The organism is Paraburkholderia kururiensis (assembly GCF_034424375.1).
GTDB classification, from domain to species: domain Bacteria; phylum Pseudomonadota; class Gammaproteobacteria; order Burkholderiales; family Burkholderiaceae; genus Paraburkholderia; species Paraburkholderia kururiensis_A.
Map to the genome: position 1 here is coordinate 2,564,241 of NZ_CP139965.1, position 17,422 is coordinate 2,581,662.

17 protein-coding genes are annotated in these 17,422 nt (G+C 66.8%); 7 read left to right on the forward strand and 10 right to left on the reverse strand.

The genetic code is table 11. The annotated features are described in order from the left end of the window. Positions 1-113 precede the first annotated feature (113 nt). From U0042_RS11485 to U0042_RS11495, 3 genes are all read right to left on the reverse strand, one after another. A complete protein-coding gene (locus U0042_RS11485) occupies positions 114-1,229 on the reverse strand; it encodes a zf-HC2 domain-containing protein (protein WP_114810741.1) in 1,116 nt (371 codons plus the stop codon). Continuing rightward, positions 1,219-1,866: an RNA polymerase sigma factor gene (locus U0042_RS11490; protein ID WP_232833364.1), complete on the reverse strand. Its 648-nt coding sequence runs from the start codon at positions 1,864-1,866 to the stop codon at positions 1,219-1,221. Before U0042_RS11490 ends, U0042_RS11485 begins: the two co-directional genes overlap by 11 nt. Positions 1,867-2,184: 318 nt before the next feature. Further along, complete coding sequence (locus tag U0042_RS11495; RefSeq protein ID WP_114810740.1) at positions 2,185-3,126, reverse strand: substrate binding domain-containing protein; 942 nt, start codon at positions 3,124-3,126, stop codon at positions 2,185-2,187. Positions 3,127-3,347: 221 nt separating this feature from the next. Here U0042_RS11495 and gcl point away from each other — a divergent pair, with 221 nt between their 5' ends. The 3 genes from gcl (at position 3,348) to U0042_RS11510 (ending at position 6,943) form a co-directional block, all read left to right on the forward strand. Next, on the forward strand, positions 3,348-5,123 hold the full coding sequence (gene gcl / locus U0042_RS11500) for a glyoxylate carboligase (RefSeq protein WP_114810739.1): 1,776 nt from the start codon (positions 3,348-3,350) through the stop codon (positions 5,121-5,123). A gap of 50 nt (positions 5,124-5,173) precedes the next feature. Next, positions 5,174-5,968: a hydroxypyruvate isomerase gene (gene hyi, locus U0042_RS11505; protein WP_114810738.1), complete on the forward strand. Its 795-nt coding sequence runs from the start codon at positions 5,174-5,176 to the stop codon at positions 5,966-5,968. Positions 5,969-6,034: 66 nt separating this feature from the next. After that, on the forward strand, positions 6,035-6,943 hold the full coding sequence (locus U0042_RS11510) for a 2-hydroxy-3-oxopropionate reductase (protein WP_114810737.1): 909 nt from the start codon (positions 6,035-6,037) through the stop codon (positions 6,941-6,943). A gap of 304 nt (positions 6,944-7,247) precedes the next feature. Here the strand turns inward: U0042_RS11510 and U0042_RS11515 are convergent, their stop codons facing one another. The 6 genes from U0042_RS11515 to U0042_RS11540 form a co-directional block, all read right to left on the reverse strand. Continuing rightward, positions 7,248-8,276: an asparaginase gene (locus tag U0042_RS11515; protein WP_114810735.1), complete on the reverse strand. Its 1,029-nt coding sequence runs from the start codon at positions 8,274-8,276 to the stop codon at positions 7,248-7,250. Between the two features lie 108 nt (positions 8,277-8,384). Further along, positions 8,385-9,311 carry a CysB family HTH-type transcriptional regulator gene (locus U0042_RS11520; protein ID WP_017776727.1) on the reverse strand — a complete coding sequence of 309 codons (927 nt, stop codon included), beginning with the start codon at positions 9,309-9,311 and terminating at the stop codon, positions 8,385-8,387. A 61-nt stretch (positions 9,312-9,372) separates the two neighbouring features. Beyond that, entirely contained in the window at positions 9,373-10,431 is a 1,059-nt protein-coding gene (locus U0042_RS11525) for a sulfate/molybdate ABC transporter ATP-binding protein (protein ID WP_114810734.1), read from the reverse strand. Further along, positions 10,432-11,442 (reverse strand): sulfate ABC transporter permease subunit CysW, encoded by a 1,011-nt coding sequence (gene cysW, locus U0042_RS11530; protein ID WP_114810733.1) that lies wholly within the window; start codon positions 11,440-11,442, stop codon positions 10,432-10,434. After that, a complete protein-coding gene (gene cysT, locus U0042_RS11535) occupies positions 11,439-12,353 on the reverse strand; it encodes a sulfate ABC transporter permease subunit CysT (RefSeq protein ID WP_114810732.1) in 915 nt (304 codons plus the stop codon). Before cysT ends, cysW begins: the two co-directional genes overlap by 4 nt. Positions 12,354-12,601: 248 nt before the next feature. Further along, positions 12,602-13,678 (reverse strand): sulfate ABC transporter substrate-binding protein, encoded by a 1,077-nt coding sequence (locus tag U0042_RS11540; RefSeq protein WP_198665292.1) that lies wholly within the window; start codon positions 13,676-13,678, stop codon positions 12,602-12,604. A 304-nt stretch (positions 13,679-13,982) separates the two neighbouring features. Here U0042_RS11540 and lexA point away from each other — a divergent pair, with 304 nt between their 5' ends. The 3 genes from lexA to U0042_RS11555 are packed head-to-tail and all read left to right on the forward strand — an operon-like array spanning position 13,983 to position 15,691. Next, entirely contained in the window at positions 13,983-14,633 is a 651-nt protein-coding gene (lexA, locus tag U0042_RS11545; protein ID WP_114810731.1) for a transcriptional repressor LexA, read from the forward strand. A gap of 27 nt (positions 14,634-14,660) precedes the next feature. Next, positions 14,661-15,002: a hypothetical protein gene (locus tag U0042_RS11550; RefSeq protein WP_114810730.1), complete on the forward strand. Its 342-nt coding sequence runs from the start codon at positions 14,661-14,663 to the stop codon at positions 15,000-15,002. Continuing rightward, on the forward strand, positions 14,999-15,691 hold the full coding sequence (locus tag U0042_RS11555) for a DUF2939 domain-containing protein (RefSeq protein WP_327205052.1): 693 nt from the start codon (positions 14,999-15,001) through the stop codon (positions 15,689-15,691). The genes U0042_RS11550 and U0042_RS11555 overlap by 4 nt, the downstream gene beginning before the upstream one ends. A gap of 43 nt (positions 15,692-15,734) precedes the next feature. On the opposite strand, the gene U0042_RS11560 is transcribed toward U0042_RS11555, so the two are convergent. Then, on the reverse strand, positions 15,735-16,205 hold the full coding sequence (locus U0042_RS11560; protein WP_114815483.1) for a universal stress protein: 471 nt from the start codon (positions 16,203-16,205) through the stop codon (positions 15,735-15,737). A gap of 298 nt (positions 16,206-16,503) precedes the next feature. On the opposite strand from U0042_RS11560, the gene nodI reads away from it, so the two are divergent. Next, entirely contained in the window at positions 16,504-17,415 is a 912-nt protein-coding gene (nodI, locus tag U0042_RS11565) for a nodulation factor ABC transporter ATP-binding protein NodI (RefSeq protein WP_114815482.1), read from the forward strand. Positions 17,416-17,422 lie beyond the last annotated feature (7 nt).

The following is a 17,422-nucleotide window of genomic DNA, read 5'->3' on the forward strand; positions in this document are numbered from 1 at the left end:
GACGCCAGATTCGGCCGTGTTTTCAAGGACTTGACGGGCGGGCAGGCCGGCTTTGTCCAGAAGCGCCCCCAGTTACCTGATGTCGCACGGCGCTGGCCCCGCCCTCGCTCCCCTCACGCGCCGCCGCCCAGCCGCGCCGCCAGCGCTGCCTGGAAGCCGTCCAGCACGGACGATTCGGCATCGCTCACCGCCCACCAGGTCATGCCGGCCGCCTGCCAGCGGCGTACGGCATAGCCGTCCGACTGCGTGGCGAGCGGCGCGCGCTCGCCACGCTTCGCCGCATCGGCCGTGGGCAGCACATAGACGTCGATCACGTGCTTGCGGTAGCGATAGATCAGCACGGCGACGCGCCGATGCGCCACGTAGTCGAGCCGGCCGCCCGTCAGCGCGAAGCCGCTCGCCGCGAGGTCTTCCACCGGCGGCGCGTAGTCGAGCCGCCCGTTGAACCAGGGCTTGACGGTGTGCTGGTCGGTGGAGACGACGTCGATGTCGCGTCCGGAAAGCTCCGCCCGCACGTGGCTCGCGACGAGTTCGTCGACGAACGGGCCGCTCCCGGCCGGCCTGCGCACCAGCAGCACGGCTGTCGCAACCGCTGCCACGAGCAGGAGCCCCACGCCGGCGAACAGGCCCCCGCGGAACATTGCCACTGCGCCCCCGCCGCTCGACCAGCCTGCCCTACCGCCCCAGCCGCCGTGCCCGGCACGCGCACCTGACGCGCCGGAGGGCCGGAAAGCGTCCGCCAGCCACGACAATGGCCCACGAGGACGCGCACGCGCACCATTGCTCACGCCACCCGCCACGGCCGCACCCGCGCCGTTGCCATGGCCCGTGCCGTTGCCTGCGCTCGCGGCGCCGGGTCCCATGTAGTCGGCCTCCCCGCCGCCGCCCGTATCGTCGGCCTTCCGCACGTCCGGTGCGAGCCGCCGGTCCCGCCTCTCATCCGGCTCCTGCTGCGCGTCCCCTCCTGCCGCAGCGCCGGAGACCGGGGAGTGCGTCAGCACGGGCACCTCCGCAGGCAGCGTCGCGACGATGCGCGCCCTCAGCGCCTCGGGCGCCCGGTAGTAGCGCCCGCTGTGCCGCACCGTACCGGCCAGTACCGCGAGTGCAGCGCGCGCTTCGCGGCATGCGGCGCAACCGTCGACGTGTTGCTGCACACGCAGCGCTTCGAGCGCCGGCAGTTCGCGATCGAAATCCGCATCGAGCAGCAGACGCGCTTCCTTACATTCCATCGAAGGCCTCCGATGCAGAGTTGTCAGGACGGGCGCGGCGCGCGGCGTCGCCGCCCGGACGAGGCGGCCGGCCCGCAAGACCGCCTGTCTGCGGCTCCTGCTTCGCCTGCGGCGGCCGTCCCGGCGCGCCGCCGAGCAGCGCGGCAAGCTTGCGGCGAGCGCGCGCGAGGCGCGACATCACGGTGCCGACCGGCAGATCGGCAATGACCGCGATCTCGCGGTAGCTCAGATCCTCCATTTCGCGCAGCACCAGTACTTCGCGAAATTCGGGTGGCAACTGTTCGAGGGCTTCGTGCACGCGCCGCGCGTCTTCCTCCCGAATCAGCAGCGCCTCGGGATCGAGACCGCCCACGCTCCATCCGTCGAGCGCAATCTCGCCGTCGTTACCGTCGTTGTCGTCGAAGGGCGCGACTTCGTGCGCGTTGGCGCGGCGCCGCCACTCGGTGTACCAGGTGCGCCGCACGATGGTGAGCAGCCACGGCCTGGCGCTGTCGCCATGAAAGGTGTCGAAGAAGCGGAACGCACGCACGCAGGCTTCCTGGACGACGTCTTCTGCATCGCTCGGGTTGCCGCAGAGCCAGCGCGCGAGGTTGTAGGCCGCATCCAGATGCGGCAGCGCGAGTTGCTGGAAGCGCAGACTGCGCGCGGCGGCATGCGCGCCGCAGGCGCCATCGTCCGCGGGGCCTTCGGTACGGCCCGAGCGGGCGTCCTCTGCGTCGGCGCTGCCAGTCAGGCTGTCACCCACGCCTTCACCCGCGCTCGCCCCGCGCGCCGCCTTGCCCGCCTCATCCGCCGTGCTTGCCACGTCGCCGCCTTGCCTGCCCTCGTCCAAGGTTTGCGCCACCCCGGCCCTCCCGGTCGTTCATCGTCTCGCCGTCCGCGCGTGCGCCGGGCGTCGGTCTCGGCCATCGCCACCCCACACACTCGTGCGCCACGTTTCCCCCGGCAATACCGGTCACACCGCGAGTTTATTCCCGGCCTCGGTGGCGGCGATGCTCCGCCAATACCCTGGCTGGGCGTAGACGTCCTTCAGGTAATCGATGAAATAGCGCACCCGGGCAGGCACGTAGCGCTGTTGCGGGTACACGGCGAGGATGTCGTAGTCGGGCAGCGCGAACTCGTCGAGCACGGTTTCCAGCTCGCCGCGTGCAAGCTGTTCCTCGACTTCCCAGGTCGACCGCCAGCCAAGGCCCAGCCCCTCGGACACCCAGCGGTGCAGCAGTTCCCCGTCGTTGCAGTCGAGCGTGCCGCCCACCCGCACCGTGACGAGCTTGCCGTTGCGGCGGAAATACCAGCCGCGGTTCTGGCCGCCCTGCAGGTTGAACGCGAGGCAGTTGTGGCGCGGCAGGTCTTCGAGCGTCTTCGGCTTGCCGTGCCGGCTGAAGTATCCCGGCGTGCCGCAGACCACACGCCGGTTCGACGCCAGCTTCACCGCGACGAAATTCGGATCTACCGCCCCGCCGATGCGAATCGACAGATCGTAGCCCTCGCGCACGAGGTCCACCACGCGGTCGGTCAGGTTGAAGGAGATTTGCAGCCCCGGTTTGTCGGCGAGAAACGCGGGCGCGAGCGGCGCCACGTGCTTGCGCCCGAAGGCCGCGGGCGCCGAGACGATCAGATGGCCGTTCACCGCGCGCCGGCCCGCCGCCAGCTCGTTTTCGGCCTGCTCCCATTCGGTCAGCAGTCCGCGGCAGCGTTCGAGGAACGCGGCGCCTTCCTCGCTCACCACGAGCCGCCGCGTGGAGCGGTACATCAGCTTCACGCCGAGGCGCTTTTCGAGCGCATCGATACGCCGCCCGAGGATCACCGGCGACACGCCTTCTTCGAGCGCCGCGGCCGCAAGGCTGCCGGCCTCGGCCACACGCACGAACGTCTCGATCTGCTTGAAGCGGTCCATGTTCGTCTCCTGAGCAGTGGCCGGTCCGACCCGCAACCGCCATTCGATACTTTTTGTTTCGTATTAAACGACCGGCACTGATCTTATCAAACCTTTGATGCACCCCTAAAGTGCCTCTCAACAGGCGCTTTTCCGTGATCCGTCGCCCGGTTCGACGGGCAATCCGACGGGCATTACGCGCCACCCGCTTCCACCGATATTGAGAACTTCAGGAGACACGCATGGCCAAGATGAGAGCCGTCGACGCCGCCGTTCTGGTGCTCGAAAAGGAAGGGATCGACACGGCGTTCGGCGTGCCCGGCGCCGCCATCAACCCGCTCTACTCCGCGATGAAGAAGGCGGGCGGCATCAGCCACGTGCTGGCGCGCCACGTGGAGGGCGCCTCGCACATGGCCGAGGGCTATACGCGTGCGGCGCCCGGCAACATCGGCGTGTGCATCGGCACCTCGGGCCCGGCGGGCACGGACATGATCACCGGCCTTTACTCGGCCTCCGCGGACTCGATTCCGATTCTCGCCATCACGGGCCAGGCACCGCGCGCGCGGCTCTACAAGGAAGACTTCCAGGCGGTCGACATCGAGTCCATCGCCAAGCCCGTCACCAAGTGGGCCGTCACAGTGCGCGAGCCGGCGCTCGTGCCGCGCGTGTTCCAGCAGGCCTTTCACCTGATGCGTTCGGGCCGGCCCGGCCCCGTGCTGGTCGATCTGCCCATCGACGTGCAGCTTGCCGAAATCGAATTCGACATCGACACGTACGAGCCGCTGCCCGTCTACAAGCCGCGCGCCACGCGCCACCAGATCGAAGCCGCGCTCGCCATGCTCAACGACGCCGAGCGTCCGCTCATCGTGTCGGGCGGCGGCGTCGTCAACGCGGCCGCCGAAGATCTGCTCGTCGCGTTCGCCGAAACGCTCGGCGTGCCCGTGATTCCCACGCTGATGTCGTGGGGCGCGATTGCCGACGACCATCCGCTGATGGCCGGCATGGTCGGCCTGCAGACCTCGCACCGCTACGGCAACGCCACGCTGCTCGCGTCGGACTTCGTGCTCGGCATCGGCAACCGCTGGGCGAACCGCCATACGGGCAGCGTCGAGGTCTATACGAAGGGCCGCAAGTTCGTGCACGTGGATATCGAACCCACGCAGATCGGCCGCGTGTTCGGGCCGGACCTCGGCATCGTGTCGGACGCGAAGGCTGCGCTCGAACTCTTCGTGGACGTGGCGAAAGAATGGAAGGCGGCGGGCAGGCTCAAGGACCGCAGCGCCTGGGCCGCCGAATGTCTCGACCGCAAGCGCACGCTGCTGCGCCGCACGCATTTCGACAACACGCCCGTGAAGCCGCAGCGCGTCTACGAGGAAATGAACCGCGTGTTCGGCCGCGACACCTGCTACGTGAGCACGATCGGCCTCTCGCAGATTGCTGCCGCGCAGTTCCTGCACGTCTTCAAGGCGCGCAACTGGATCAACTGCGGCCAGGCCGGCCCGCTCGGCTGGACGATTCCCGCGGCGCTCGGCGTGCGCGCCGCGGACCCGGCACGGCCCATCGTCGCGCTCTCCGGCGACTACGACTTCCAGTTCATGATCGAAGAACTCGCCGTGGGCGCACAGTTCAAGCTGCCCTACGTGCACGTCGTGGTGAACAACTCGTATCTGGGCCTGATCCGCCAGGCGCAGCGCGCGTTCGACATGGACTACTGCGTGCAGCTCGGCTTCGAGAACATCAACGCGCCCGAGATGAACGGCTACGGCGTGGATCACGTGGCCGTGGCCGAAGGGCTCGGCTGCAAGGCACTGCGCGTCTTCAAGCCCGAAGACATCGCGCCGGCCCTGCGACGCGCGCAGTCGATGCTCGGCGAGTTCAACGTGCCCGTGATCGTCGAAGTGATCCTGGAGCGCGTGACCAACATCTCGATGGGCGCTGAAATCGATGCGATCAACGAGTTCGAAGCGCTCGCCGAAAGGCCCGAAGACGCGCCGACGTCGATCGGCGTGCTCTCCTGACCTGATGCGATTTCCTTCTGCTTCCTGACCGACCACTGGACCCACGCACCATGCCCAAATTCGCAGCCAACCTCACAATGCTGTTCAACGAAGTGCCGTTCCTCGACCGCTTTGCGGCGGCCGCCGAAGCGGGCTTCGACGCCGTCGAATTCCTCTTTCCCTACCCATACAAGGCGGCCGATCTCGCCGCGCGGCTCGAGCAGCACCGTCTGCGCCTCGTGCTGCACAACCTGCCGGCCGGCAACTGGGAGGCCGGCGAGCGCGGCATCGCATGTTTGCCGCATCGCGTCGCCGAATTCCAGGAAGGCGTGGGCCGCGCGATCGAATACGCAAAGGCGTTGCGCGTGCCGCAACTGAACTGCCTCGTGGGTATTCCGACACCGGACGTGGACCGCGACGCCGCACGCGCGACGATCGTCGAAAACCTGCGCTACGCCGCGGGCGAACTCGGGAAGGCGGGCATCAAGCTGCTGGTGGAACCGTGCAACCGCTACGACATTCCGGGCTTCGCGCTCAACCGCTCGGCCGAGGCGCTCGACGTGATTCGCGCCGTGGGCTCCGACAACCTGTTCCTCCAGTACGACATCTATCACATGCAGCGCATGGAGGGCGAACTCGCGGCGACCATCACGAAGCACCTGCCGCAAATCGCGCACATCCAGCTTGCGGATAACCCAGGCCGCCACGAGCCGGGCACCGGCGAAATCCATTACCCGTTCCTGTTCGACCTGCTCGATTCGCTCGGCTACACCGGTTACGTGGGCTGCGAGTACAAGCCGCGCACCACCACCGTGGAAGGGCTCGGCTGGCTGCAGCGCGCAAGCCAGACGCGCGTGGCCGCCTGACGCGAGACGCATGCACTCGACTCGACGAATACAGACCGACATTGACTCAATCGGAGAACGACACACATGGCAAAGATCGGATTCATCGGCCTCGGCATCATGGGCGCGCACATGGCGCGCAATCTCATCAAGGGCGGGCACACGCTGTTCGTGAACGGCGCCTACCCCGTGCCCGACGATCTGCGCGCGAAGACCACCGCCGTCGCCAACTCGACCGCCGTGGCGCAAGCCGCGGACATCGTGATCGCCATGGTGCCCGACACGCCCGACGTGGCGAACGTGCTCTTCGCCGACGACGGCGTCGCGAAGGGCCTCACGGCCGGCAAGCTCGTGATCGACATGAGCTCCATTTCGCCGCTCGAAACGCAGGCCTTCGCGAAGCGCATCAACGCGCTGGGCTGCGACTATCTCGACGCGCCCGTCTCGGGCGGCGAGATCGGCGCGCGCGACGCGACGCTCACGATCATGGTGGGCGGTCCGCAAAACGCTTTCGATCTGGCGAAGCCGCTCTTCGACCTGATGGGCAAGAACGTCTCGCTTATCGGCGACAACGGCGCGGGTCAGACCTGCAAGGTGGCCAACCAGATCATCGTGGCGCTCAACATCGAGGCCGTGGCCGAGGCGCTGCTGTTCGCCGCTCGCTCGGGTGCGGACCCCGAACGCGTGCGCCGCGCGCTGATGGGCGGCTTTGCGTCGTCACGCATTCTCGAAGTGCACGGCGAACGCATGACGAAGCGCACCTTCAACCCCGGCTTTCGCATCGAACTGCACCAGAAGGACCTGAACCTCGCACTCGATGGTGCACGCAAGCTCGGCATCGCACTGCCGCACACGGCGAGCGCACAGCAGCTTTTCAGCGTGTGCGCCGCGAACGGCGGCAAGGCCTGGGATCATTCGGCGATGGTGCGCGCCCTCGAAATCATGGCGAACTTCGAGGTGGCGCAAGCGCCCGACGAAGAGGCGAAGGCGGCCTGAGCCGGGTTGCGCCTGTTGCGCGGGCGGCTGTGTCGGTTACGTCGCCCGTCGATCGACAGACAACCGTCGCCCCATTGGGCGGCGGTTGCAGGTGGGGCGCTCCCTCCCGCGCATGAACCTGCGCGGGAAGGAGCCATCGGGGCCGCCCTGGGCTGAGGGTGGCCAGTGGGGTCCGCAGCGGCGCCCGGCGAAAGCGGGGAAGCCTTGGTCGGTCAGACGTCTTCGCCGGGTGTCCGGCTGTCGGATTCTTCTTGCGGTGCGGAAGCGGAGCCAACCGCACACGTGGTCGCAAATCACGCTGCAATCAGTACGTGTCGAACACGCGCTGTAGCGCCGCGCTGTCGCTCACGCCGCTGGCCAGCGCCAGCATCAGCAGCACGCGCGCCTTGTAGGGATTGAGCGTACCCGCGCTGACGAAACCCAGCGCGTCGTCGGGCGCGGCGCCGTTGCGCATCACGTGCCCGGAGCCCACGCGCGACGAGCGCACCACCGCTACGCCGCGCGCCGCCGCTTCGGCTAACGCCTGCTGCAAGGTGGCGTGGATCGAGCCGTTACCCGTTCCCGCCACGACGAGCCCGCGCACGCCCGCGGCCACCAACGCATCGACGGCAAGACGCGAGACGCCTGCATAGCTCGCCACGATCTCCACCTGCGGCCACGGTGCGCCGACAGCAAACGGCGTCGCGGTCGTATGCGCGCGCACCACGCTGCGCTGGAACTCCACACGCCCGTCCTGCACCCAGCCCAGCGCGCCGATCTCCGGCGACTGGAACGCGTCCACGGCGTAGGTGCTCGTCTTCACCACGTCGCGTGCGCTGTGAATGCGGTTGTTGAAGGCGAGCAGCACGCCCTGCCCGTGCGCCTTCTCGCTCGCCGCCACGGTCACGGCATTGAGCAGATTCAGCGGACCGTCGGCCGAAAGCGCCGACGACGGACGCATCGCCGCGGTCAGCACCACCGGCTTCGCGCTCTTCACGGCGAGATGCAGCAGGTAGGCGGTTTCTTCGAGCGTGTCGGTGCCGTGCGTGATCACGACGCCGTCTACGTCGGCGCTCGCGAGCAGCGCGTTCACGCGTTCGACAAGCGTGGTCCAGAGCGCGGAGGCCATGTCTTTGCTGTCGATGCTCGCGAGTTGCTCGGCCTGAATACGCGCCACCGACGAGAGCGCTGGCACCGCCGCCAGCAGTTGATCGACGCCGACCACGCCGGCCTGATAGCCCGCGGTGTTGGCCGCGTCCGGCGCGGCCCCGGCGATGGTGCCGCCCGTAGCGAGCACCGCGACGCGCGGCAGCGCGGAAGCGGCCGCGGATGAGGAAGTAAGAGGTGTATTCATGGCCGCGATTGTAAGCGAACGCGAGCACGCGATTCGCGGCCTTGGGCGGTTGAGCGGCCCAGTCGCGCAACGGCGGGCGCGACTGCCCGCGCAGTGCGCATGTTCAGATCACCCCGCCTCGCGCAACTGGCTCGCGATCTGCGCTTCGGTCAGATGCGGCGCGAACATCTCGATGAGCCGGTACGCGTACTGACGCAGGAACGCGCCCTTGCGCAGGCCCACGCGCGTCGTGCTCGCCTCGAACAGATGCTCGCTGTCGAGCGCGACGAGCCCGGTATCGCGCTTCGGGTCGTAGGCCATCGCCGCCACTACGCCGATCCCCATGCCGAGCTCGACGTAGGTCTTGATCACGTCGGCGTCAATTGCGGTGAGCACCACGTCGGGCAGCGCCCCCGCCTTCGCGAAAGCCTGGTCGATGTGCGAGCGGCCCGTGAAGTCCTGGTCGTAGGTGATGATCGGATACTCCGCGACTTCTTCGAGCGAGAGATTCGGTCGGCCCACGAGCGGGTGGTCCTTCGGCACCACGACGACGTGGTGCCACGAATAGCACGGGAACGTCACGATGTCGGGAAAGCGGTCCAGCGCCTCGGTCGAAATGCCGAGGTCCGCTTCGCCGCTGATGATCATCTGCGCGATCTGCTGCGGGCTGCCCTGGCGCAACGCGAGATGCACCTTCGGGAACACTTCGCGGAAACGATGCACGACCTTCGGCAACGCATAGCGCGCCTGCGTGTGCGTCGTGGCGACGACGAGGTGGCCGCTGTCCTGATCGGCGAACTGGCGAGCCACGCGGCGCAGGTTCTCGGCGTCGAGCAGCATGCGCTCGATCAGCTGGTGCACCGCCTTGCCCGGTTCCGTGAGACCCGTGAGGCGCTTGCCGCGGCGAATGAAGATGTCCACGCCCAGTTCGTCTTCCAGATCCTTGATCTGCTTCGAGACGCCCGACTGCGACGTGTACAGCACGTTGGCCACCTCGGTGAGGTTCATGTTTTGCCGTACGGCCTCGCGCACGAAGCGCAGTTGCTGAAAATTCATCTGTGTCTCCGGTTCTGCCAGAGTGAAATAGTCATGGTGGTTCGAACGAGCCCGGACCGGCTCAGCCTGCCGGAAACACGCGCAACGCGCGCGGCACGGCGGTCGCCCCGTCGCCCACGGCAAGGCGCAGCTCGCGCCACGTTTCGCGGTCGAGTTCGGCTTCGAGCACGCTGCCTTCGGCTGCGGCCAGTTCCACCCGCACCGACCCGCCCAGCGGCACGACGCGCCTCACATCTACCACGATGCCGTCGGCGCGCGCGGCCCCTTGCGGATACAGCACGAGATCGTGCGGCCGCACGTACGCGTACGCGGGCCCTTCGAAAGCGGCGTCGATGCCGATAGGCTGCGCCGCCCCCTCCGCCACGAAGCCGCCGCGGCCCACGCTGCCGCGCAGCCGGTTCGCCGCGCCCAGGAACTCGTAGACGAACGGCGTGCGCGGATGGTCGTACACCTCCTGCGGGCTGCCCACCTGCTCGACGCGGCCGTGATTGAGCACGACGATGCGGTCCGCCACTTCGAGCGCTTCTTCCTGATCATGCGTGACGAAGAGCGTCGAGATGTGCAGATCGTCATGCAGCCGCCGCAGCCAGCTGCGCAGTTCCTTGCGCACTTTCGCATCGAGCGCGCCGAACGGCTCGTCGAGCAGCAGTACCTTCGGTTCCACGGCGAGCGCACGCGCCAGCGCGATGCGCTGCCGCTGACCGCCCGACAACTCCGACGGATAGCGCTGCGCCAGCCAGTCGAGCTGCACGAGCTTCAGCAGCTCGTGCACCTTCTCGCGGATCGCGGACTCCGCTGGCCGTTCCTTGCGTGGCTTCACGCGCAGGCCGAACGCGACGTTCTCGAACACCGTCATGTGCCGGAAGAGCGCGTAGTGCTGGAACACGAAGCCGACTTGCCGCTCGCGTGCGCCCACGGCGGCCACGTCCTGGCCTTGCAGCACGACCTGCCCCGCGTCGGCGAATTCGAGGCCCGCAATCACGCGCAGCAAGGTCGTCTTGCCGCAGCCGGAGGGCCCCAGCAACGCGACGAGTTCGCCGGGCGGAAAGTCGAGGGAGACGTCGTCGAGCGCGGCGAAGTCGCCGAAACGCTTTTGCAGGTTGCGAACGATGATGCCCATTTACTGCTCTCCATGGTGAACCGGGCGCGCCAGCGCCACACGCGGCGCGGCTGCGGTTTCTTTCGATACGGCTGCGTGGGCGCCGGCCAGCGCAGACGCGCCGGCATGCACCGCGCCGCGCGCCGCCTCCTGTTCGGCCGACATGTGCCGCTCCGCGAGCAGCTTGAGACCGAGCGTGACGAGCGCGAGCAACGCGAGCAGCGAAGCCACTGCGAACGCCGCTGCGAAGTTGTACTCGTTGTAGAGAATTTCCACGTGCAGCGGCATGGTGTCGGTCTGACCACGAATGTGTCCCGACACCACGGACACGGCGCCAAACTCGCCCATCGCCCGCGCGTTGCACAGAATCACGCCATACAGCAGCCCCCAGCGGATGTTGGGCAGCGTGACGCGCCGAAAGATCTGCCAGCCCGAGGCACCCAGCACGTGGGCCGCTTCTTCCTCGTCGTTGCCTTGCGCCTGCATGAGCGGAATCAGCTCGCGTGCGACGAACGGAAACGTGACGAAGATCGTCGCGAGCACGATGCCCGGCACGGCGAAGATGATCTGCACGTCGTGGTCCTGCAGCCAGGGGCCAAACCAGCCTTGCGCGCCGAACATCAGCACGTAGATGAGCCCCGAAATGACGGGCGAAACCGAGAACGGCAGGTCGATCAGCGTGGTCAGCAGCGCCTTGCCCTTGAACTCGAACTTCGCGATGGCCCACGACGCCGCCAGTCCGAAGGCGAGATTGAGCGGCACCGCGATGGCGGCCGTGGTGAGCGTGAGGCGGATGGCGGCGAGCGCGTCCGGGTCGGCGAGCGATTCGAAATAGACACCGATGCCCTTTCTCAGCGCCTCGTAGAACACCGCCGCAAGCGGCACGACGAGAAAGAGCCCGAGAAAGGCGAGCGCGATCGCGGTGAGCGTCCAGCGCACGAGGCGCGATTCGGTGACAGGGTCCGGACGACGCGCGGCCACGGCGCCGTGCCCTCCGTTCGCGGCGGATGCCGCTCTACTGTTGCCGCTCATTGCGCACCTCCCGTCGCGTGCGACGCGGCGCCCAGCTCCGGTATCGTGCCCGGCCCCGCCGACGCCGCCGAGGCGCTGCGACTCGTGCGCCGTTGCAGATACCACTGCAGCGAATTGATGAGCAGCAGCATGAGGAACGACACCACGAGCATCACCACCGCGAGCGCTGTGGCGCCGGCATAGTCGTACTGCTCGAGCTTCGTGATGATGAGCAGCGACGTGATCTCGGACTTCATCGGCACGTTGCCCGCAATGAAGATCACCGAGCCGTACTCGCCGAGCGCGCGTGCGAACGCGAGCGCAAAACCGGTCAACAGCGCGGGAAGCACCGCGGGCAAAACCACGCGCCGGAACGTGAGCCAGCGTGAGGCGCCAAGGCACGCGGCCGCTTCCTCCTGTTCGCGCTCGAAGTCTTCGAGCACCGGCTGCACGGTGCGCACGACGAACGGCAGTCCGATGAACGTGAGCGCGACCAGCACGCCAAGTGGCGTGAACGCGATCTTGATGCCGAGCGGTACGAGAAATTGACCGATCCAGCCGTTGCCCGAGTAAATGGCGGCAAGCGAAATGCCGGCCACCGACGTGGGCAGCGCAAACGGCAGGTCGACCACCGCATCGACGACGCGTTTAAGCGGAAACGTGTAGCGCACGAGCACCCACGCCACGAGGAAGCCGAACACGGCGTTGATCGCGGCACCGCCCAGCGCGGCGAAAAAGGTGAGCCGGTACGAGGCGAGCACGCGCGGCGAGGTAACCGCATGCACGAACTGCGCCCAATCGAGCGTGGCCGTCTTGAGAAACGTGGCGGCGAGCGGAATCAGCACCACGAGGCTCAGATACGCCACCGTAATACCAAGCGTCACGCCAAAACCGGGCAACGCCGCCGGTTTGCGGAAGGTGAACGTCGTCATGCCAATGCTCTGTCAGGGTTCTTCAGGGTTACATCGACGTCCGGTCATGCGGTCGGCGAGGCCGGCAGCGCGCGCGGCCGGTCATGCCCACGCCGTGCTGCCGTTCCCGTCGCCGCGATCTGCCGGTCGCTTTTATCGTGACACGCGTGATGCGGTGATATTGCACGGCGCTCTTTCGATGCCGTATCGGCGTTCTGCCGTGCTGCTCCCGCCGTGTTGCTTCCGCTTTGCTGCTTGATAAGCCGCCGTTACTGCGGCTGGTAGATCGAATCGAATACGCCGCCATCGGCGAAGTGCGTCTTCTGTGCGTTCGTCCAGCCGCCGAAGGTGTCGTCCACGGTATAGAGCTTCAGCTTCGGAAACTTCTGCGTGAGTTCGGCGGGCACCTTCGTCGAACGCGGGCGATAGAAGTTGCGCGCTGCAATCTCCTGGCCCTCTTCGCTATAGAGGAAGTTCAGGTAGGCCTCCGCGACCTTGCGCGTGCCGTGCCGGTCCACGACCTTGTCCACTACCGCCACGGGCGGCTCGGCCAGGATACTCACCGAGGGCACCACGATCTCGAACTTCTCGGGGCCGAACTCCTTGAGCGACAGGAACGCTTCGTTTTCCCAGGCGATCAGCACGTCCCCGATGCCACGCTGCACGAAGCTCGTCGTCGCGCCGCGGGCGCCGGAATCGAGCACGCCGGCGTTGCGGTAGAGCTTCGCGATGAAGTCCTTCGCCTTCTGCTCGTTGCCACCCGGCTGGTGCAGCGCGTAGGCCCACGCCGCGAGGTAGTTCCAGCGCGCGCCGCCCGAGGTCTTCGGATTCGGCGTGACGATCGACACGCCCGGTTTTACGAGATCGTCCCAATCCTTGATGTGCTTCGGATTGCCCTTGCGCACGAGGAACACGATGGTCGACGTGTACGGCGAGGCGTTGTCGGGCAGGCGCTTCTGCCAGCCTTTGTCGATGAGCCCCTTGTTCGCGATGGCGTCGATGTCGTACGCGAGCGCGAGGGTCACCACGTCGGCCTGAAGCCCGTCGATCACGGAACGCGCCTGTGCGCCCGACCCGCCGTGCGACTGCTTGAAGGTCACCGTCTCCCCGGTCTTCGCCTTCCACTCCTTCGCGAACGCCTGGTTGACGTCCTGGTACAGTTCGCGCGTGGGGTCGTAGGAAACGTTGAGGAGCGTGGTGTCGGCGTGCGCCGTCGTGACGCCCCCCGGCGCGCCCAGCACCGCGGCAAGGCCGAGACCGAATGCGGCGATCCAGTGTTTTGCCTTGCGCGTGGCAGCCGGTGCGGAGGCGCGTGTCCTGCCGAACCCCGTCGTGTGGTCTTGCATCGGTTTTCTCCTTTTGTGTCGCGTAGCGGTGGCGCCGTGCCGCAAAGCGGGTTTGGCGGACGCTCCGGGTAATGCGAGCCAGTCTAATGAGACCCCTTCATGATTAAAAATAATCCTTCTTCATTTTTTAATACGGAAAAGTGGTAACGACGGCGGGATGGGGCGCTGCGGCGTGTTTTCGGCTGTCATCGCAGCGCAATGCGGCGTTGTGGCACAGGCTCGTGCCGCGAACTTCAAGTAACGCTTGAAAAGTGCCGGACACTGTATAAAAATACAGTCACCTGTCTATCCATACAGTGGCGCCATGACCAAACTCACCGCACGACAGCAGCAGGTTTTCGATCTGATTCGCCGGGCCATCGAGCGCACGGGGTTTCCGCCCACGCGCGCCGAGATCGCCGCGGAACTGGGGTTCAGTTCGGCCAACTCGGCGGAGGAGCACCTGCGGGCGCTGGCGCGCAAAGGGGTCATCGAACTGGCGGCGGGCGCATCGCGCGGCATCCGGCTGCTGCCGGGCATCGACGACATGCCGCATCAGTTCACGTTGCCGCACTCCAGCCTCATGCAGCTTTCGTTGCCGCTCATCGGACGCGTGGCCGCGGGTAGCCCGATCCTCGCGCAGGAACATATTTCGCAGCACTACGCCTGCGACCCCGCGCTCTTTTCGAGCAAGCCGGACTATCTGTTGAAAGTGCGCGGTCTTTCCATGCGCGACGCGGGCATCTTCGACGGCGACTTGCTCGCCGTGCAAAAGCGCACCGAGGCGAAAGACGGCCAGATCATCGTGGCGCGGCTGGGTGACGACGTCACGGTGAAGCGCCTGAAGCGCCGGCCGAACGGCATCGAGCTGATCGCCGAAAACCCGGACTACGAGAACATCTTTGTGGAAGCCGGCAGTGCGGATTTCGCACTGGAAGGCATTGCGGTGGGCCTCATCCGCCCGACCGAATTCTGAACGTCTGAACGCCGCCTGGAGAGATTCATGGAACGTCTTGCCCGCCTGCTGCCCTTCCGCCAGTTCGGCCGCCTTCGTCATCTGCGCACGCTGGTGCCCTGCATCCCGGTCGCGTCCGCCGTAGACACTGTGTCGGCCCCCCGGACAGCACCGCTCTTCGGCAATGAAACCCAATCGCTGCCCGCCCTGCCGTCGGCACAACCGGCGTTCGCCCGCGTCTCGCTCAACGCCGGCGTGCACAGCGAGCCGGCTCGCCGTGCCCCGGTGCGCGTCTATCACGGGCCGTCGCGCCTCATCATGGTGGGCACGTTCGAGGCGGTGTGCCGCATGATCGACCATTGCATCGCCGAACAGGGCGCGGGCGCGTGAACGGGCCGGGACAGCACGCTACGCGGCGGCTCGCTATCGCGGCCGTCGTGCTGCTTGTGGTAGCGGTGCTGGGTTACGCCTACGCGTCGCCTTACATCGTGCTCGATCGGCTCAAGCGTGCGGCGGACGCGCGCGACGCCGAAACGGTCAACGCCTATGTCGACTATCCGGCCCTGCGCGTGAGCCTCAAACAACAGGTGACCGAGTTGCTGATGCGGCGCATCGACGCGCAAAAGCACGGCAATCCGTTCGCCGTGATCGGCGCGATGATCGGTGCCGCGCTGATTGGTCCGCTGGTGGATGCGTACGCGACGCCCGACGGTGTCGCGGCGATTCTCAATGGCATGCCGCCGCGCGGGCAACCCGGCGAACGGCCTCCCCCTGTGGGCCCGTCCGGAGGAACGACGGGCGGTGAGGCTGAAGGCACCGCATCAACTGCGCCGTCTGCATCCTCCGCCCCCTCTGGGCCCCCGACCACCCAGACGCCCACCGCGCCCGCCACTCCGCAGACGCCACCCGAGGCGCAGACGGCCCCGCCTCAGCCACCCCAGACCACGGCTGGATACCGCGGCCTCAACGAGTTCGTCGTGACCTATCAGCATGGCGTTGGCGATACGCGGTATGCCGCCATCCTGCGCCGCGACGGCCTCTTCTCATGGAAGCTGTCTGCCGTGGACCTCAACGGATAAGCCCTCCGGCTCGCGCGGTCGGTCGTCCGCGAACTGCGCGTGACTAGGCCGCTGCGGCCTCCTCCTTCTGCTCGGCCGAAGACGAACACGCGACCAGGATGCTGCACGACACGCGATCCAGCAGTTGGGTGTTGCCTGCGCCCATCCACCATCGCGAGAGACCCGTGCGGCACCGGTGCCCCACGACGACGAGGTCGGCTTGCAATTCATTGGCCAGATTCGCGATTTCGTCGATGGGGTGTCCAAACGCGAAATGGCCCTGTGCCTTCACACCGTGCTCGGTCAGCCAGTCCACTCCCTCCTGGAGAATCTGCCGCGCGGTCTCTTCGAAGCGACCGCAAGCGACGTCGGTCAACAGGCCCGCGCTCTGTGCAATGCTGGAACGCATGTCCACCACAGAAAGCAGATGGGTTTCCGCTTTCAGGTCCAGTGCCAGTTCGGCGCCGCAGCGCAGCGCCTTGCGGCCTTCGCGCGAGCCGTCGTAGCACAGCAGGATTTTCTTGTAGCTCGCCATGAGGTTTCTCCGATCCGCCTTCCCTGCGGTTTGAATGTGCTTTCATCATGGTGCGCCGCAATTCCGCTTGCAAGGCCTGGAAAACGCCAGGTGTGCGCTGGCCCCCTGTGGCACGCCCGTAACCGTTTTCAGCACCATGCCGCAGCGCGCAAATGCTTGCCGCGACAGAGATCCCGCGCCCAACGCAAATGCAGCGATGCACTAGAATAGGCCGCCTTGCCTCCCTCCTCTCCGCATTCGGGTCACGCCGTGCATCGCGTGACCGGTGTGGTTTCCTGGTACACGAACACGAGTTTCCATGTCCGCCGCCATCGAATTCGAACAGGTAGAAAAACGCTACGGCGAGAAGAAGGTAGTCGACGGCCTGTCGTTCCATGTCCGTCCCGGCGAGTGCTTCGGGCTACTCGGCCCCAATGGCGCAGGCAAGACCACCACGTTGAAGATGCTGCTCGGCATCTCCTCGCCCGACGCCGGCACGATCCGCCTGTGCGGAGAACCCGTGCCTTCGCGCGCACGCTTTGCCCGCGCACGGGTGGGCGTCGTACCGCAGTTCGACAACCTCGATCCCGATTTCACCGTGCGTGAGAATCTGCTCGTGTTCGGCCGCTATTTCGGTCAGTCGGCGGCGCATACGCGTGCGCTCGTGCCTGCGCTGCTCGAATTCGCACGACTCGAGAGCAAGGCCGAAGCCCGCGTCAACGAACTCTCGGGCGGCATGCGCCGGCGGCTCACGCTCGCACGGGCGCTCGTCAACGACCCCGACGTGCTCATCATGGACGAGCCCACCACGGGCCTCGATCCGCAGGCGCGTCATCTGATCTGGGAGCGGCTACGCTCGTTGCTCGCACGCGGCAAGACGATTCTGCTCACCACGCACTTCATGGAAGAAGCCGAGCGACTCTGCGACCGGCTGTGTGTGATCGAGGAAGGCCGCAAGATCGCCGAGGGCGCACCCAACGATCTGATCCAGTCCGAGATCGGCTGCGACGTGATCGAGATTTACGGACCCGACCCAGCGGCCCTGCGCGACGAACTCGCGCCGCTCGCCACGCGCACGGAGATCAGCGGCGAGACGCTCTTTTGCTACGTGACCGATCCGCAGGCCACGCTCGATCGGATCAAGCACCGGCCGCAGTTGCGCTATCTGCACCGGCCGGCCAATCTCGAAGACGTGTTCCTGCGCCTCACGGGGCGCGAGATGCAGGACTGAACGAACA

Excerpts from the sequence above, each read along its gene's own strand:
- U0042_RS11485 (WP_114810741.1), bottom strand. The coding sequence starts at position 1,229 with ATGGAATGTAAGGAAGCGCGTCTGCTGCTCGATGCGGATTTCGATCGC.
- U0042_RS11495 (WP_114810740.1), bottom strand. The coding sequence starts at position 3,126 with ATGGACCGCTTCAAGCAGATCGAGACGTTCGTGCGTGTGGCCGAGGCC.
- gcl (WP_114810739.1), top strand. The coding sequence starts at position 3,348 with ATGGCCAAGATGAGAGCCGTCGACGCCGCCGTTCTGGTGCTCGAAAAG.
- hyi (WP_114810738.1), top strand. The coding sequence starts at position 5,174 with ATGCCCAAATTCGCAGCCAACCTCACAATGCTGTTCAACGAAGTGCCG.
- U0042_RS11510 (WP_114810737.1), top strand. The coding sequence starts at position 6,035 with ATGGCAAAGATCGGATTCATCGGCCTCGGCATCATGGGCGCGCACATG.
- U0042_RS11515 (WP_114810735.1), bottom strand. The coding sequence starts at position 8,276 with ATGAATACACCTCTTACTTCCTCATCCGCGGCCGCTTCCGCGCTGCCG.
- U0042_RS11520 (WP_017776727.1), bottom strand. The coding sequence starts at position 9,311 with ATGAATTTTCAGCAACTGCGCTTCGTGCGCGAGGCCGTACGGCAAAAC.
- U0042_RS11525 (WP_114810734.1), bottom strand. The coding sequence starts at position 10,431 with ATGGGCATCATCGTTCGCAACCTGCAAAAGCGTTTCGGCGACTTCGCC.
- cysW (WP_114810733.1), bottom strand. The coding sequence starts at position 11,442 with ATGAGCGGCAACAGTAGAGCGGCATCCGCCGCGAACGGAGGGCACGGC.
- cysT (WP_114810732.1), bottom strand. The coding sequence starts at position 12,353 with ATGACGACGTTCACCTTCCGCAAACCGGCGGCGTTGCCCGGTTTTGGC.
- U0042_RS11540 (WP_198665292.1), bottom strand. The coding sequence starts at position 13,678 with ATGCAAGACCACACGACGGGGTTCGGCAGGACACGCGCCTCCGCACCG.
- lexA (WP_114810731.1), top strand. The coding sequence starts at position 13,983 with ATGACCAAACTCACCGCACGACAGCAGCAGGTTTTCGATCTGATTCGC.
- U0042_RS11550 (WP_114810730.1), top strand. The coding sequence starts at position 14,661 with ATGGAACGTCTTGCCCGCCTGCTGCCCTTCCGCCAGTTCGGCCGCCTT.
- U0042_RS11560 (WP_114815483.1), bottom strand. The coding sequence starts at position 16,205 with ATGGCGAGCTACAAGAAAATCCTGCTGTGCTACGACGGCTCGCGCGAA.
- nodI (WP_114815482.1), top strand. The coding sequence starts at position 16,504 with ATGTCCGCCGCCATCGAATTCGAACAGGTAGAAAAACGCTACGGCGAG.